Annotated in this window: 15 protein-coding genes; 5 read left to right on the top strand and 10 right to left on the bottom strand. The window is 59.9% G+C overall.

Annotation, left to right across the window (positions count from 1 at the left end):
• Positions 1 to 6 precede the first annotated feature (6 nt).
• Complete coding sequence (locus KO536_RS20930; RefSeq protein WP_133075258.1) at positions 7 to 564, bottom strand: DUF2780 domain-containing protein; 558 nt, start codon at positions 562 to 564, stop codon at positions 7 to 9.
• A gap of 180 nt (positions 565 to 744) precedes the next feature.
• Between KO536_RS20930 and KO536_RS20925 the strand changes: the two genes are divergently transcribed.
• Together KO536_RS20925 and KO536_RS20920 are read left to right on the top strand one after the other, a co-directional pair.
• The gene (locus tag KO536_RS20925) at positions 745 to 1,377 is read left to right on the top strand and encodes an RNA polymerase sigma factor (protein ID WP_133075257.1); all 633 of its coding nucleotides are present in this window, start codon (positions 745 to 747) and stop codon (positions 1,375 to 1,377) included.
• The gene (locus KO536_RS20920) at positions 1,374 to 2,048 is read left to right on the top strand and encodes an anti-sigma factor domain-containing protein (protein ID WP_219262846.1); all 675 of its coding nucleotides are present in this window, start codon (positions 1,374 to 1,376) and stop codon (positions 2,046 to 2,048) included. The genes KO536_RS20925 and KO536_RS20920 overlap by 4 nt, the downstream gene beginning before the upstream one ends.
• A 114-nt stretch (positions 2,049 to 2,162) precedes the next feature.
• On the opposite strand, the gene fdhA is transcribed toward KO536_RS20920, so the two are convergent.
• From fdhA to glyA, 7 genes are all read right to left on the bottom strand, one after another.
• The gene (gene fdhA / locus KO536_RS20915; protein WP_133075255.1) at positions 2,163 to 3,362 is read right to left on the bottom strand and encodes a formaldehyde dehydrogenase, glutathione-independent; all 1,200 of its coding nucleotides are present in this window, start codon (positions 3,360 to 3,362) and stop codon (positions 2,163 to 2,165) included.
• Positions 3,363 to 3,427: 65 nt separating this feature from the next.
• Complete coding sequence (gene purU, locus KO536_RS20910) at positions 3,428 to 4,285, bottom strand: formyltetrahydrofolate deformylase (protein ID WP_219262845.1); 858 nt, start codon at positions 4,283 to 4,285, stop codon at positions 3,428 to 3,430.
• Positions 4,286 to 4,432: 147 nt separating this feature from the next.
• A complete protein-coding gene (locus KO536_RS20905) occupies positions 4,433 to 5,065 on the bottom strand; it encodes a sarcosine oxidase subunit gamma (protein WP_219262844.1) in 633 nt (210 codons plus the stop codon).
• A gap of 71 nt (positions 5,066 to 5,136) precedes the next feature.
• Complete coding sequence (locus KO536_RS20900; protein ID WP_133075251.1) at positions 5,137 to 8,154, bottom strand: sarcosine oxidase subunit alpha; 3,018 nt, start codon at positions 8,152 to 8,154, stop codon at positions 5,137 to 5,139.
• Entirely contained in the window at positions 8,151 to 8,483 is a 333-nt protein-coding gene (locus KO536_RS20895; RefSeq protein ID WP_219262843.1) for a sarcosine oxidase subunit delta, read from the bottom strand. Before KO536_RS20895 ends, KO536_RS20900 begins: the two co-directional genes overlap by 4 nt.
• 14 nt (positions 8,484 to 8,497) lie before the next feature.
• On the bottom strand, positions 8,498 to 9,748 hold the full coding sequence (locus KO536_RS20890; protein WP_133075249.1) for a sarcosine oxidase subunit beta: 1,251 nt from the start codon (positions 9,746 to 9,748) through the stop codon (positions 8,498 to 8,500).
• A gap of 22 nt (positions 9,749 to 9,770) precedes the next feature.
• Positions 9,771 to 11,024 (bottom strand): serine hydroxymethyltransferase, encoded by a 1,254-nt coding sequence (glyA, locus tag KO536_RS20885; RefSeq protein ID WP_219262842.1) that lies wholly within the window; start codon positions 11,022 to 11,024, stop codon positions 9,771 to 9,773.
• A 349-nt stretch (positions 11,025 to 11,373) separates the two neighbouring features.
• Between glyA and KO536_RS20880 the strand changes: the two genes are divergently transcribed.
• Positions 11,374 to 12,414: a low specificity L-threonine aldolase gene (locus KO536_RS20880; RefSeq protein ID WP_133075247.1), complete on the top strand. Its 1,041-nt coding sequence runs from the start codon at positions 11,374 to 11,376 to the stop codon at positions 12,412 to 12,414.
• Between the two features lie 94 nt (positions 12,415 to 12,508).
• On the opposite strand, the gene KO536_RS20875 is transcribed toward KO536_RS20880, so the two are convergent.
• Both KO536_RS20875 and KO536_RS20870 read right to left on the bottom strand, forming a co-directional pair.
• Positions 12,509 to 12,811 (bottom strand): cell division protein ZapA, encoded by a 303-nt coding sequence (locus tag KO536_RS20875; protein WP_133075246.1) that lies wholly within the window; start codon positions 12,809 to 12,811, stop codon positions 12,509 to 12,511.
• Positions 12,808 to 13,032: a hypothetical protein gene (locus tag KO536_RS20870; protein WP_133075245.1), complete on the bottom strand. Its 225-nt coding sequence runs from the start codon at positions 13,030 to 13,032 to the stop codon at positions 12,808 to 12,810. Before KO536_RS20870 ends, KO536_RS20875 begins: the two co-directional genes overlap by 4 nt.
• Positions 13,033 to 13,585: 553 nt before the next feature.
• On the opposite strand from KO536_RS20870, the gene tssI reads away from it, so the two are divergent.
• Positions 13,586 to 15,655 carry a type VI secretion system tip protein TssI/VgrG gene (tssI, locus tag KO536_RS20865; RefSeq protein ID WP_219262841.1) on the top strand — a complete coding sequence of 690 codons (2,070 nt, stop codon included), beginning with the start codon at positions 13,586 to 13,588 and terminating at the stop codon, positions 15,653 to 15,655.
• The gene (locus tag KO536_RS20860) at positions 15,652 to 16,485 is read left to right on the top strand and encodes a DUF4123 domain-containing protein (RefSeq protein ID WP_219262840.1); all 834 of its coding nucleotides are present in this window, start codon (positions 15,652 to 15,654) and stop codon (positions 16,483 to 16,485) included. The genes tssI and KO536_RS20860 overlap by 4 nt, the downstream gene beginning before the upstream one ends.
• Positions 16,486 to 16,541: the final 56 nt, after the last annotated feature.

Below are 16,541 nucleotides of genomic sequence, written 5' to 3'. Positions count from 1 at the left end.
CCAGCCTTAAACGCCCCAGGCGCTGCCCAGCTTGCTCAGCAGCGAAGTGCTGACGTTCTGGCCCTTGAAGTACTCCAGCAATACCGGGGCAAACTTGGCAACCATGCCGTCCTGCATGCCCAGGGCTGTGAATGCACTGTTCAACTGGTCGGTGTTGGCCACGTTGCTGACGGCGCTGGTCGCGGTCTCGGACACGCCACTGGATTTGCCCAGCAGGCCGCCCAACTGGCTCAACTGGCCCAGTGCACCGGCGCCAGCCAGTTTGTTGACGCCCGGCACTTGCTGGGTCAGTTCGGAATAGTCGCTGGAGGTCAGCTGGTTTTTCGCCAGGCTCAACATCGCGCCGATACCGCCCGCCGCCTGCTCAGGCTTTACACCCAGCTCGTTGACTTTGGTCAGCATTTGCACCGCTTGCGCCGACTTGTCGGTGGTCGCGCCATTGCCATTGGCACCCTGCACTTGCGCCGCCACGTTGGCCACGTCGCTCAGGCTGAAACCTGCAAACACCGGGCTCGCTGCCACGGTCATCAATGTTGCCAGTGCCACGCCGCTCAACTTATTCATCGCTTCAACCTCCAGAACCAAAAAACCGCCTGCAATAGAGCGGTAAAACTATGTCTATGACCCAAAACCCCAGCAGATGTTCCCAGGTGCCACTATCGGATCAAACGGGCCGCAATCTTAATTGAAAACCGCTGCATCCGCTGTGCCCTTGCCTGCGTATACAGGACACAGAGGTGCCACATGATTGGAACAACCACACAGCCTGAACTAACCTCAACCGACGACTGGTCTGATGCCCTGACTGTGTTTGACGGGAGAGTGGCTATTTTAATTACCGATGCCGATGACCTTGCAACGCTCTTGGCCCAATGTTCACTGGGCAATCGCCGCGCCTTCGAAACCCTCTACCGAACCGTGGCGCCGCGCCTGCACAGCGTGGCACTGCGCTGCATGGGCCGCAGCGACCTGGCGCAAGACGTGGTACAGGAAAGCTTTGTGCGCATCTGGCACAACGCCCCCCGCTATGAAGCTCACTTGTCGGCCCCTCTGACCTGGATGATCACCATCACTCGCAACCTGGCCATCGACCAGCTGCGCAAACATCGCGAACTGCCCTTGAGTGACCTGCAGCAAGACACCTTGGCCGATGAGAGCCCCAGCGCCCATGAGCAACTGGACAGCGCCCGGGCGGCCAGCGCCCTTGGCCATTGCCTTGAACGACTGGAAGGCATGCAGCGCCAGAGCATCACCATCGCCTATTTTCAGGGGCTGAGTGCCAGCGAACTGGCGCACACCCTTGATGCACCGCTGGGGTCGGTCAAATCCTGGATCCGCCGGGGCATGGAGCGGCTGCGCAGGTGCCTTGAATCATGAACTATCAAACCCCTGAACGGCGCCGTGCGCTGGCCGCCGATTACGCCATCGGCCTGATGCCGCCCACCGCCCGCAAACGTTTCGAAAACCTGCTGCTGGACGATACCGACCTGCGTAGCGAGCTGGCCCACTGGCAGAACCACCTCACCCAACTGACCGAGCCCCTGATCGAGCAACCTGTGCCCGAGCACGTGTGGCACGCCATCGTGGCGCGCATTGAACCGCAAACACTCCATGTACCGCCAAAGCGTGCGTTCTGGAACTGGCTGCGGTTGGGTGCGGTTGCCTGTTCGTTGCTGGTCGCCTTGACCGTGGGCCTGCTCTACAACCACGACAGCGTCCAGTACAAGGCAACTCTGCTCAGCGGCACCGCTCAGCCCGGCCTCAGGATCGAGGCCCACGCCGATTACCTGAAGGTTCGACCGCTTGAGCTGAGCGCGGTTGAGGCAGGACGCAGTCTGGAATTGTGGGCGATTCCGGTTGAGGGCAAGCCGGTGTCCCTGGGGCTGATCCCCGCGGATGGCGATGGTCGGATAGCCCTGAGCCAGAGCCAGCAGCAATTGATCAGGGTTCCGGTGGTACTGGCGGTGAGTCTTGAGCCGCAGGGCGGCTCACCAACCGGGCAGCCAACCGGCCCCGTGTTGTATCAGGGGCCGCTGGCGACACTGTAAACCAACCTGTAGTCGCTGCCGCAGGCTGCGATAAGGGCCTCAGGCCCTTCAAGGCAGGATCGCTGCGCAATCCATCGCAGCCTGCGGCAGCGACTACACAGTCAGTTGTGGCTTTTAAGCCTTGCTGAACATCCGGTGCGGATCGATCACAAACTTCTTCGGCACACCGGCATCGAACTCGCCATAGCCCCGTGGTGCCTCGTCCAGGCTGATCACCTCAACGCCCACGATATCGGCGATCTTGATCCGGTCCCACATGATGGCCTGCATCAGTTGGCGGTTGTATTTCATGACCGGGGTCTGCCCGGTATGGAAGCTGTGGGATTTGGCCCAGCCCAGACCAAAGCGGATGCTCAGGCTGCCCATTTTCGCGGCTGCATCGACGGCACCCGGATCTTCGGTGACGTACAGCCCCGGAATACCGATTTTGCCCGCAACCCGCACCACGCCCATCAGTGAGTTGAGCACCGTGGCCGGCGCCTCGTGTTTCACCCCGTCATGCCCATGACCCCGGGCTTCAAAGCCCACGGCATCGACGGCGCAATCCACTTCCGGCTCGCCCAGCAGCTCGGCAATCTGTTCGTGCAATGGCGTGTCTTTGGACAGGTCGGCAATTTCAAACCCCTGTGCCTTGGCGTGAGCCAGGCGAATCGGATTCACGTCACCCACGATCACGACCGCAGCGCCCAGCAAACGCGCCGAAGCCGCCGCGGCCAGGCCTACGGGGCCGGCGCCGGCGATATACACCGTACTGCCAGGGCCAACACCTGCGGTGACAGCACCGTGATAGCCGGTGGGCAGGATGTCGGAGAGGCACGTCAGGTCACGAATCTTTTCCATCGACGCGTCACGATAAGGCAGCTTGAGCAGGTTGAAATCGGCATAAGGCACCAATACATATTCAGCCTGACCGCCGACCCAATCGCCCATGTCCACATACCCATAGGCACCGCCGGGACGGGCCGGGTTGACGGTCAGACAGACGCCGGTGTTTTGCTCCTTGCAACTGCGGCAACGCCCGCACGCCACGTTGAACGGCACCGATACCAGGTCGCCGACTTTCAGATGCTCCACATCGCGCCCGGCCTCGATCACCTCGCCCGTGATCTCATGGCCCAGCACCAGCCCGGTTTGCGCCGTGGTACGGCCACGCACCATATGCTGATCGGAGCCACAGATGTTGGTCGATACCACACGCAGGATCACGCCGTGGTGGATGGGCTTGCCTTGAGGGTTTTGCATCTTCGGGAAAGGAATGCTTTGCACTTCAACCTGGCCATTGCCCAGGTACACCACACCGCGATTGTCAGCCATCGTATTCACCCTTGTTGTTATTGGAGAGATTACTTGCTGCAGCCAGCTTAGAACGTGCCGCGCCCCTACAGCACCACCGTACGACCTCCATTTAGGAAAACGCGCCGCTCTATGTGATAGCCCACACCGCGAGCCAGCGTCTGGGCCTCGATGTCGCGGCCCTTGGCGATCAGGTCTTCGGGATAGTGGCTGTGGTCGACCACTTCCACGCCCTGGGCAATGATCGGGCCTTCGTCCAGGTCGTTATTGATGTAGTGCGCCGTAGCACCCACCAGCTTGACGCCCTTTTCGTAGGCCTGGTGGTAGGGCTTGGCGCCCTTGAAACCGGGCAGCAGGGAGTGGTGAATATTGATCGCCTTGCCGTCGAGCTTGCGACACAGCTCAGGAGACAGCACTTGCATGTAACGGGCGAGGATCACCAGTTCGGCGCCAGTGTCTTCGATCACCTGCCACACCTTTGCTTCTTGCGCCGGTTTGTTGAGCGGGTCCAGAGCGAAGTGGTGGTAAGGGATGCCGTGCCAGCTTGCCAGCGGCTCCAGGTCGGGGTGATTGGACACCACGGCCACCACGTCCATCGACAACTGGCCGATGCGCTGGCGATAGAGCAGGTCGTTGAGGCAGTGATCGGCCTTGGACACCATGATCAGCACTTTGGGCCGGTGATGGGGTGGCGTCAGTTCGAACGTCATGCCGAACGCCTGGCCACGCTCGGCCAGGCCTGCGCGAAAGGCGTGCTCGTCAAACCTGTCGGGCTGACGAAACTCCACGCGAATAAAGAATCGCGCCGAGCGCTGATCGTCGAAGGAATGGTGCTCGGTGACGTAGCAACTGTGCTCGAACAGATAACGCGTGACCGCATCCACCGTGCCCAGCAGGCTCGGGCAGTCCGCGGTGAGAATCCAGGTATCGGGCGCGCGGCTCATGGGGTGCTCCTTGATGGGTATTGGAACGCACACGACCTGTGTGGGAGCGGGCTTGCTCGCGCTGCAAACAACACGGTACATCCGGATGACCGTGGTGCTGCAATCGCGAGCAAGCCCGCTCCCACAGAGGCGCAGGCAGGATCATATTTACGCTTCGACGTTCAGCCCGTACTCCGCTGCTGCATCCTGCAACCATAACCACCAGTAGTCCGAAAAGCTGCGGCGGATAAGCAGCTCCCATGTGTCTTCAGCCGTGTGGCGAATCACCAGCTGCGACTTGGCGAACACGGTGCCCACCGCCTTGCCCACCGGGAAGTTGTCCGGATGGACGTCATAGCTGGTGGACTTCATCAGCACTTCGCGCACCTTTGGCCCGCTCAGTTCCAGCAGTTGTTGCCCGCCGCTGACGTTGACCACCGAGATATGCAGCCCGACCAGTGCTGCACGCAACGCTTGCTCCACGGCGAATTCCTGGCCTCCGGGTACGATCAGCAACCACTCATCCGGCCCCATCCATTGCAACGATGTCTCGTCTTTGGCCACCAGGCTCAGGGCCACCGGCAATTCCAGGCCCAGGGCCTTGTGCACGCCTTCGGCAAAGGCCGGGTCTTTGGCGTCGCCGCGAAGGGTCAAATGGCCCAGCAGTTTCTTCTCGCGCACGGTCACGCCAGGGTTTTTGCGGCCCTTGCCGATCAGGCCCGCGAGATTGGCCTGGTGTAACGATGACTCGGCTTTGGCGCCCGAGTCCGGGCGCTGTTGGTATACGTTGGCTGTGGTCATGGGTCACCCGCTCAATTCTGTGTAGTTTGGTCTGCCGTCATCGCGGGCAAGCCCGCTGCCACAGGTGTCACTCAAATATTCTGGCGCTCGCCTTTCGGGTCGAAGAACACCGAAGACACGATTTCAGCCTCGATCACGCTGCCGTCGGCCTGGGGCGAAAACACACGTTCGCCGATGCGCTTCAAGCCGCCCTTGACCACACCCATTGCAAACGAATAACCCAGTGAGTTGTGGGCATAGCTGGAGGTCACGTGACCCACCATCGTCATCGGGATTGCCTGCTTGGGATCGAACACCAGCTGCGCGCCCTCAGGCAGCCACTTGGTCGGATCTACCGGCTTGAGGCCCACCAGCTGTTTGCGTTGTTCACGCACGCAGTCTTCGCGGTTCATGCCACGCCAGCCGAGCCACGAGAACGGCTTGGTACGACCCACACACCAGCCCATGTTCAAGTCGTCCGGGGTCATGGACCCGTCGGTGTCCTGGCCGACAATGATGAAACCCTTCTCGGCCCGCAGCACGTGCATGGTCTCGGTGCCATAGGGGGTGAGGTTGTATTGCTTGCCCGCCTCGACGATTTTTTCCAGCACGCCCATCGCGTAGTCCGCCTGGATATTGACCTCATACGACAGCTCACCCGTAAACGAGATGCGGAACACCCGCGCCGGAACACCGCCTACCAGCCCTTCTTTCCAGGTCATGAACGGGAACGCTTCACGGTCCAGATCGATATCCGTGACTTCGCTCAGCAGCTTGCGGCTGTTGGGCCCGGACAGGGTCAGCGTCGCGTAGTGATCGGTCACGGAAGTGAAGTACACCTTCAGTTCAGGCCATTCGGTCTGCTGGTAGATTTCCAGCCATTGCAGTACCCGTGCTGCGCCACCGGTGGTGGTGGTCATGACAAAGTGATTGTCGGCCAGACAGGCCGTTACGCCGTCGTCGAACACCATGCCGTCTTCTTTGCACATCAGGCCGTAGCGAGCCTTGCCCACATCGAGCTTGGTCCAGGCGTTGGTGTAAATGCGGTTAAGGAATTCCCGCGCATCCGGGCCCTGAATGTCGATTTTGCCCAGGGTGGAGGCATCGAGAATACCGACGCTGTCACGCACCGCCTGGCACTCGCGCTTGACCGCTGTGTGCAGGTCTTCGCCATTACGCGGGAAGTACCACGGACGCTTCCATTGGCCCACATCTTCAAACTCGGCACCCTGCTTGACGTGCCAGGCTTGCAGCGCGGTGTAACGCACCGGTTCGAAAATATGCCCGCAATGGCGACCCGCCACGGCGCCGAACGTCACCGGCGTGTAGTTGGGGCGGAACATGGTGGTGCCCATCTGCGGGATGGTTACATTCAGCGAGCGTGCGGCGATGGCCAGCCCGTTGACGTTGCCCAGCTTGCCCTGATCGGTACCGAAGCCCAGCGCGGTGTAGCGTTTTACGTGTTCGACCGACTCGAAACCTTCACGGGTTGCCAGTTCGATGGCCGCGGCGGTGACGTCGTTCTGCAGGTCGACAAATTGTTTGGGCGCCCGTGCAGTGCCCTTTTCATGGGGCACGTGAAACAGTGCCAGTGTTGGCTCCTGGTGCTGGTTCAGGGCTTTGGGCAACACGCCCTCTACCGCTTTGAAGCCGGCTTCGCTGGCAGCACGCACGCCCCCTTCGAACCCATCGGCCAGGCTGTCGCCCAGCCCGTAGACACCGTTGATGCCGCCTACGCACACACGTTTTTGCGGTGCTTCGCCGGGTACGAAACCCAGAATATCTTCGCGCCAGGTGGGTTTACCGCCCAGGTGCGAGGCCAGATGCACCACCGGGCTGTAACCGCCCGAAGTGGCAACCAGATCGCATTCCAGCCATTCGCCGGGGCTGGCGACACTGTTGGTTTTAAGGTCAATCGCGGCCACACGGGCACCGGTCACGTGTTTGCTGCCACGGGTTTCGATCACCGCGCTGGCGGTCAGAATACGGATGCCCTTGGCCCGCGCCGCTTCTACCAGTGCGCCGCGAGGGTTGCTGCGCGCATCGGCGACAGCCACCACTTGCTGGCCTGCATCGATCCAGTCCAGAGCAACGCGGTAGGCGTGGTCATTGTTGGTACTGAGCACCAGTTTTTTACCCGGTGCCACGCCGTAACGGCGCACGTAAGTCGACACTGCGCCCGCCAGCATATTGCCCGGCACGTCGTTGTTGCCGTACACCAATGGCCGCTCGCAGGCGCCGGTCGCCAGGACTACACGCTTGGCCCGAACCCGGTGAATGCGCTGACGAACCTGGCCAATCGGTGCGCGATCACCCAGATGGTCGGTGAGGCGCTCGTGGATGGTCAGGAAGTTGTGGTCGTGATAGCCGTTGACTGTCGCCCGAGGCAAAAGCGTCACGCCCGGCAATGCCTTGAGTTCAGCGATGACTTTAGCAACCCATTCCATCGCCGGTTTGCCGTCCAGGCTTTCGCGGCTGTCGAGCAGGCTGCCGCCAAACTCTTCCTGCTCATCGGCCACGATCACCCGCGCGCCGCTGCGTGCTGCAGCCAGTGCCGCCGCCAGGCCTGAAGGCCCTGCGCCGACGATCAGTACGTCGCAGTGATGGTTCATGTAGTCGTAGGTGTCGGGGTCGTTCTGGGTCGGCGAACGGCCCAGGCCTGCCGCCTTGCGGATGTACTTCTCGTACGTCATCCAGAACGATTGCGGGTACATGAACGTTTTGTAGTAGAAGCCCGGCGGCATCAGCTTGCCGCCAACCTTGCCCAGGATCCCCATCACATCATTGTTGACGTTGGGCCAGCCGTTGGTGCTGGTGGCAACCAGGCCCTGGTACAACGCCTGCTGCGTAGCGCGCACGTTAGGAATCTGGGTCGCTTCGGTGGCGCCGATCTGCAGCACCGCGTTGGGCTCTTCGGCACCGGCAGCATAAATGCCCCGAGGCCGGGAATATTTAAAGCTGCGACCAATGACGTCGACACCATTGGCCAGCAGCGCTGCGGCCAGGCTGTCGCCCTCGTAGCCTTTGTATTGTTGACCGTTGAAGGTAAAGGTCAGCACTTTGCTGCGGTCTACGCGGCCGCCATTAGGCAAGCGATGGGTCTGGCTCATACCTTTTCTCCCTGCTCGCGGGTGGCCGTGGTGATCAGTGGTGCCGCCTGTTCAGTGAACTGCGGCTGGGTGCCAATCAGGTAGGTTTCAAGAATTTCGTAGGTCACGGTGTTGCGCGTGGCGTTGAAGAACTGGCGGCAACCGGCGACGTGGTTCCACAGTTCGTGGTGCAGGCCGCGAGGGTTGTCGCGAAAGAACAGGTAGTCGCCCCACTCGGCGTCGGTGCAGGCCGCGGGGTCCAGCGGGCGCGGGATGTGCGCCTGGCCGCTGGCATGGAATTCCTCTTCGGAGCGCAGTTCGCCGCAATGGGGACAGAAGATATGAAGCATGAGTGTTTCTCCTGTTAGTGGGCGACAGCGGCAGCGCCGTGTTCGTCGATCAGGGCGCCGGTGTGGAACCGGTCAATGGAAAACGGTGCAGCCAATGGGTGCATCTCGCCCTTGGCCAGACTGGCGGCAAACACGTTGCCCGAGCCCGGCGTGGCCTTGAAGCCACCCGTACCCCAGCCGCAGTTGAAGAACAGATTCGGCACCGGGGTCTTGGAGATGATCGGGCAAGCATCGGGAGTGGTGTCGACGATGCCGCCCCACTGGCGGTTCATGCGCACGCGGGACAACACCGGGAACATTTCCACAATGGCCTGAATCGTGTGCTCGATCACCGGGTACGAGCCGCGCTGACCGTAGCCGTTGTAGCCGTCGATCCCGGCACCGATCACCAGGTCGCCCTTGTCGGACTGGCTGATGTAGCCGTGAACCGCGTTGGACATGATCACGCTGTCGATGATTGGCTTGATCGGCTCCGACACCAGCGCTTGCAGCGGGTGGGATTCAATCGGCAGGCGGAAACCGGCCTGACGGGCCATGTGCCCGGAGTTACCGGCCGTCACCACGCCTACGCGCTTGGCACCGATAAAACCCTTGCTGGTTTCAACGCCGATGCACACGCCGTTTTCCTTGCGAAAACCGAGCACTTCGGTTTGCTGGATCAGGTCTACACCCAGCGCATCCGCAGCCCGGGCAAAACCCCAGGCCACGGCATCGTGACGGGCCACACCGCCACGGCGCTGTACGGTGGCGCCGATAATCGGGTAGCGGGTATTTTTTGAGCAATCGAGGTACGGGATCTCGTCCGCCACTTGCTTGGCGTCAAGCAGTTCACCATCCACGCCGTTGAGGCGGTTGGCGCTGACCCGGCGCTCCGAGTCACGTATGTCTTGCAAGGTATGGCACAGGTTGTAGACACCGCGCTGGGAGAACATGACGTTGTAGTTCAAGTCCTGGGACAAGCCTTCCCAAAGCTTCATCGCGTGTTCGTACAGGTGCGCCGACTCGTCCCACAAATAGTTGGAACGCACGATGGTGGTGTTGCGCGCCGTGTTGCCGCCGCCCAGCCAGCCCTTCTCGACCACGGCCACGTTAGTGATGCCGTGCTCCTTGGCCAGATAGTAGGCAGTGGCCAGCCCGTGGCCGCCACCGCCGACGATGACCACGTCGTAGACCTTTTTAGGGGTCGGCGTGCGCCACATCTTCTGCCAGTTTTCATGGTGGCTGAGGGAGTGTTTGAAGAGGCCGAAGCCTGAATACCGTTGCATAGGGTTTACTCCAAAAACGCGCTCAGCGATAAACCGGGAAGTCTTTGCACAGCGAGGTCACCTGGCGTGCCACGTCGGCCTCGATATCGGCATCGCCGAGGTGATCGAGGATGTCGCAGATCCAGCCCGCCAGTTCCGTGCACTGCGCCACTTTGAAACCGCGCGTGGTCACTGCCGGGGTACCGATGCGCAGGCCCGACGTCACGAACGGTGATTGCGGGTCATTGGGCACCGCATTTTTATTGACCGTGATATGAGCACGGCCCAGGGCTGCGTCGGCGTCTTTGCCGGTCAGGCCCTGACGGATCAGGCTGAGCAGGAACAGATGGTTGTCGGTGCCGCCCGAGACCACGTCGAAGCCACGCTTGATAAACACTTCGGCCATCGCCTGAGCGTTGTCGATGACCTGCTTTTGATAGGTCTTGAAGCCCGGCTCCAGGGCTTCTTTAAAGCACACCGCCTTGGCCGCGATCACATGCATCAGCGGACCGCCCTGGCCACCGGGGAACACGGCCGAGTTGAGTTTCTTTTCCAGGGCTTCGTTGGACTTGGCCAGGATCAACCCGCCGCGGGGGCCGCGCAGGGTTTTGTGGGTAGTGGTGGTGACCACGTCGGCGTAGGGCAGCGGGTTGGGGTACAGCCCCGCCGCGACCAGGCCGGCCACGTGGGCCATGTCGACAAACAAGTAGGCACCCACCTTGTCGGCAATCTGGCGAAAGCGTGGAAAGTCGAGAAATTTGGAGTAAGCCGAGAAGCCGGCAATGATCATCTTTGGCTGATGCTCAACGGCCAGACGTTCTACTTCGTCGTAGTCGATCAGCCCGGTGGTGGTGTCGATGCCGTACTGCACGGCGTTGTACAACTTGCCGGAGAAGCTGACGCTGGCGCCGTGGGTCAAGTGCCCGCCGTGGGCCAGGCTCATGCCCAGCACGGTGTCACCGGCATTGAGCAACGCCAGGTACACCGCCGCGTTGGCCTGGCTGCCGGAGTGTGGTTGCACGTTGGCATAATCGGCGCCGAACAGTTGTTTGGCGCGGTCGATGGCCAGCTGCTCGACTTTATCCACATGTTCGCAGCCGCCGTAATAGCGCTTGCCCGGATAGCCTTCGGCGTACTTGTTGGTCAGGCCGCTGCCTTGGGCCTCCATCACACGCTGGCTGGTGTAGTTCTCGGAGGCAATCAGCTCGATGTGATCTTCCTGGCGCTGATCTTCGGCATTCATGGCCGCTAACAAGGCATCGTCGTAACCCTGGATCTGATCCTGCTTGCTGAACATTGCGTGTCTCCCAGCGCCAGCGCGCCTTTGGTCTCGGTGGGGCGTATGCCCTTTGAGCCAGATGGTAGAGCTGGCGCAGGCAGATCAAATGCCTATGGACGCCACGCAATGGTGCGTTTACGACATGGTTTCGCATAACCCTGTGAGAGCGGGCTTGCTCGCGATACTGGCGGCGCGGTTTGCCTGGCAAACCCGGGCGATGCCACCGCGAGCGAGCCCCCTCCCACACTTTTATTACGGGACTTTGAGCTATTCTTTTGTAAGGGTTTTCCGCACTTTGAGTCGTGCCTGTGCACCCGACAAAATCTTGGATAAAGTGCACGACACAATTCGACCAAGGAACCGGGAAATGACTGACAAGAGCCAACAATTCGCCAGCGACAACTACTCCGGTATCTGCCCTGAAGTCTGGACCGCCATGGAACTGGCCAACCACGGTCATCAACGCTCTTATGGCGATGACGAGTGGACCCTGCGCGCTGCCAACGACTTTCGCAAACTGTTCGAAACCGACTGCGAAGTCTATTTTGCCTTCAACGGTACTGCGGCCAACTCCCTGGCCCTGTCATCGTTGTGCCAGAGTTTCCACAGCGTGATCTGCTCCGAGACCGCCCACGTCGAGACCGACGAATGCGGCGCGCCTGAATTCTTTTCCAACGGCTCCAAGCTGCTGATCGCCCGCACTGAAAACGGCAAGATCACCCCCGAATCGATCCGCGAAATCGCCCTCAAGCGCAAAGACATCCACTATCCAAAGCCGCGAGTGGTGACCATCACCCAGGCCACGGAAGTCGGCAGCGTGTACCGCCCTGAAGAAATTCGCGCCATCAGCGACACCTGCAAGGAGCTGGGCCTGTTGCTGCACATGGACGGTGCCCGCTTCTCCAACGCATGCGCCTTCCTCGGCTGCACGCCCGCAGAGCTGAGCTGGAAAGCCGGTGTGGATGTACTGTGCTTTGGCGGGACCAAAAATGGCATGGCGGTGGGTGAAGCGATTCTGTTCTTCGACCACACCCTGTCGGTGGACTTCGACTACCGCTGCAAACAGGCCGGTCAACTGGCGTCGAAGATGCGCTTTTTGTCGGCACCCTGGGTGGGCTTGCTGGAAAACGACGCATGGCTCAAACACTCACGCCACGCCAACCACTGCGCGCAGTTGCTGAGCCAGTTGGTGAGTGACATTCCGGGGGTTGAACTGATGTTCCCCGTGGAAGCCAATGGCGTGTTCCTGCAACTGTCGGAACCGGCCGTGGCTGCGCTGACCGCCAAGGGCTGGCGCTTCTATACCTTTATCGGCAAAGGCGGCGCACGTTTCATGTGTTCCTGGGACACCGAAGAGGCACGGGTACGGGAACTGGCGGCGGATATTCGCGAAGTGATGGCGGGGTAAAAACAGCCTGATTCCCTGTAGTCGCTGCCGAAGGCTGCGATAAGGTCCGCAGGACCTTCAGCCTTGGGCAGCGACTACAGAGTATTGCGAAGTGTCAGGATTGCCCTAACGTTCGCTCAATCACATCGACCGTGGCGCTGACTTGCTCTTGATAACGGTCGAGTTCCTGTTTGTGGCTCAGTTGCAGCTCAATCTGCTTGGAACACAGATTCAGCGCTGCCAGCACCAACAGCTTGTCCCCGATCAGGCTCGGGTACTTTCTTTTCGTTTCGGCCAGGGCGGCTTTCAACATGACCGTGGCCGCCATCAGGGTCTTTTGCTCCCCCTCCGGCGCTTTGATCGTGTAGTCGTTACCCAAAATCGAGACGACATTTACTCCGTCTCTGTCCACGCTCATGCGCTGACAGGGCTCGCGCGCTCAACCAGTGCCTGAATGCGGGCTGCGGTTGCGCCTTGTTTCTCTTCCTGTTCCATCAGGGTCAGTTGCAGGCTTTCGTTTTCGTCTTTGGCCAGAGCCAGTTCAGCGCTCAGCTGTTCGTTGGCGTCCAGCAGTTCTTGCTTTTGCTGAACCAGGTCGCTGACCAGTTGTTCCAGTTTGCTAAGGGATGACTCAATCATGGTGGTGTTCTCAAGCAGTTTCGGAGGGCGCGTACGATAAAGAAAAGTCACCGCCTAAGCTAGCGGCGACCTTGCTTTACCCGCCTTAAAGACTGCCTATTTGCTACTCAGTTCCCCGCCCGGTGACCCAGAGGCACGTTTCAAGCGGTAAAAACCACCCACGACCTGCTTTCACCGGCAGTGAAATGTGCCCTTGATCACGCTGCAACACGACACACCATGGCCATCGAAAACAAACCCTATCTATCCAAGTGCGCAACTTGTTGCACACTTGGATAAAGACCACTTGCTTATTTACCGCTACTAATCAAGCCGTTATTAACCGGTAGAAAGTGCGCAACATCTTGCGCACTTTATAAAATAATTCAAATAATTTAAATAAACTTCAGCCCTCTGAATTTATGCAAGCCATTGATAAGCATGAATTTTTATATAGATTAAACAAATCTTTATATATAGCCAGGCACTTCAACAACAAATAACCATCGGTCATACTCTTTGACCCACAGGCTTTCAATGCCCTTATTTAAACTCCCACCCCGAAGGTCATTGCATGTTCGTACCGGCCAACACGGCACACTTCTCGCTGCACATTCCCGATATCCGCAACGACTTCAAAGTGCTCGGCTTTGAAGGATTTGAAGCCATCAGCCAACTCTACGAAATCAACATTGAACTGGTCAGTGAAAACCCAGACATCAATCTTGAATCATTGCTCAGCCTGCCTGCCTTTTTGCAATTTGGCCTCAACGGCGAAGGCATACACGGGCGCATCGAAGATGTTTGCGTGGGCGAATCCGGCAAGCGCCTGACCCACTATCACTTGACCCTGGTCCCCGCACTCCACTATTTGCAGTTCAGCTACGACCAGCGAATCTTCCAACACCACAGCGTGCCGCAGATCATCGCAAAAGTCCTGCAAGGCCATGGTATTCAGGCTGACGCATTTAGCTTTAATGTCCGCACCAGCCCTGTGCGCGAGTACTGCACTCAATACGGCGAAAGCGATTATTCATTCCTGCAACGCCTGTGTGCCGAAGACGGTATTGCCTGGCATCACCAGCATACGAAAGACGGCCACCTGCTGGTATTCACTGACAGCCAGGCCTATTTTCCTGCGCTGGGCGAAACGCCCTACCAGCAAGGCACCGGAAACGTCGCCGATTACCCGGTGGTTGAGCAGTTTTCCCAACGTTTCAGTACCCGCACCAGCACGGTTACCCGTCGTGATTACGACCTGAACCGGCCAAGCCTGCTGATCGAAAATGCCTTCACCGCCAAGTTCACCCCCGCGCTGGAGGATTACCACTACCCGGTACTGATCAGTACCGAAAAGCGCGGCCAACAGTTGGCCCGGCAAGCCCTCGAACGCCATCGAACCGACTACCAACTGGCCGAAGGCAAAAGCGATCAGCCCACGTTGCGCAGTGGCCACTTGTTCACCCTGAGCGAACACCCGCGCAAAGCCTGCAACGACCTGTGGCTATTGCTCAGCGTGAACCACGAAGGCAAGCAGCCCCAGGCGCTGGAAGAATCGATCACCCGCGATGCAACACCCGCTGACGGCTTCACCCAGGGCTACCGCAACACGTTCAGTGCGATACCGTGGGACGTGTTCTTCCGCCCACCCCTGCCACCCGCCCGCGCGCCACTGGTCGCGCAAACCGCCCGCGTGACCGGCCCCCAAGGTCAAGAGATCTATTGCGACGAGCTAGGACGGGTAAAGATTGAACTGCCCTGGGACCGAGCTGAACTCAACAGCGAAAAAAGCAGCTGCTGGGTCAGGGTTTCATCCAGCTGGGCCGGGGAAAACTTCGGCGCCGTGACGATCCCGCGCATCGGCATGGAAGTGGTCATCAGCTACGTCGAAGGCGACCCCGACAAACCGCTGATCACCGGTTGCGTCCCCAATAAGACCAACCCGATGCCTTACCCGTTACCGGCGCACAAAACCAAAACCGTGCTGCGCAGCCAAAGCTCGCCACACACCGGTGGCTATAACGAACTGTTGATCGAAGACCGTGCAGGCCAGGAAAAAATCTACCTGCGGGCCCAACGTGACCTTGAGCAGGTAATCCTCAACAACAGCGACACCACCATTGGCAACGACCGCCGCGAGCACATCACCCGAGACAGCCACAGCCTGATCGAACACGACCGCTTCGAGCAGGTCGACCGCAACAGCTCCAGCCTGATTGAAGGCGACGAACTGCACACCACCCAGGGCCTGCGCAACACTGTGATCGGCGGCAACGAGCTGTTGTCCATCCGCGGTAACAGCAGCACCACGGCCGATGGCTCACTGGTGATACAGGCAACCAGCCAGGCACACCTCAGCGCCGCCAACGTAGTGATCGATGCAGGCATGAGCCTCACGCTGGCAGCGGGCGGCCAACACATCGTCATCAGTGCCGGCGGTATTTTCAGCAGCCAACCCATCGTCGTGGGCGGCGCACCGGCGGTGGGAATAGGGGCCATGCCTGCGGCTTCGGTGGTTCCGGTAGTGGCGGGTGCGTGGGGGATGCCTTCATTGCCTGCGCAAAAAACAGCCGTGAGGCAGGCCACGCAACAGGTCACCTCTATTTGTGCGGTGTGTCAGAAGCTTGAGGAGTCGAAGGTATGAGTCAGGCGTACCTGTTACTTGATCGCACCCAAATCGACAATCTGGCGCACCGGTTGTTCGAGGTCGCGCCCGGCGTGCAATTGCATTCCCTGTATCAACGCACCGCCTACAGCGCGCTGGATGAAGTCAGCCCAGTACTGGTCCCAGTGACGCCCAACAGCCCTCTGGCTCACACCTTTACCGAGCAGTGGAGCGCCACGGCGGGGATCTGGCTGGAATCACTGGCTGATGAAAAAACCGTAGTCGAGCATGTGCGCAGCCTCGTCCATGCCCGCGTCCAGGGCGAGGTCACGGTGTTATTCCGTTTCTACGACCCCCGGATTACCGCCTTGTGGCTAGCCGACTTGCCTGCCCATGAGCGCGCCCCCTTGATGGGGCCAATACAACTAATACGACTGGCGCACTCAGTAATTCATCAGGCCCAACCTGATCAGCCCGCAGCGCGGTATGCAGACACGCCCTGGCTGCGTCTGCCCGCAGAACAACTGGATCACTTGAACAGTGCCAAGCAACAGGGCTTTACCCGGCGCTTGATCGAACATTGCGACACTTACTTCCCCGACTATCTGCAAGGTCAGGACATGACCGCAGAACAATGGGTCGCCCACTGCATAAACACTGCCGAGCGATACGGCTACAGCGCCGCCGATGAGATTTTTTTGTGGGCGCGTTTTCAAGCGGTGCTGGGGACGGACTTTCCTCAAGGCCCGGCCCATGGTGCTTATCGCCTGATACTGGCTGAGCCCGGCGTAACCCCCGAACAACGTCTGGATAACCTGAACACCGAGCTGACGTACCAGTTGCTCACCAACAAGGAACCCCGTGCATGAGCGCTCAAAAACTGGCCATGATCGATAACGCCGCGCAGGCCGAACGCGCCGCCAGG

The sequence above is a fragment of the Pseudomonas sp. NKUCC02_KPG genome, from assembly GCF_019345465.1.
Classification (GTDB): domain Bacteria; phylum Pseudomonadota; class Gammaproteobacteria; order Pseudomonadales; family Pseudomonadaceae; genus Aquipseudomonas.
Note: the sequence above shows the minus strand (reverse complement) of the source record. Positions and strands in the feature narration are given on the sequence as shown.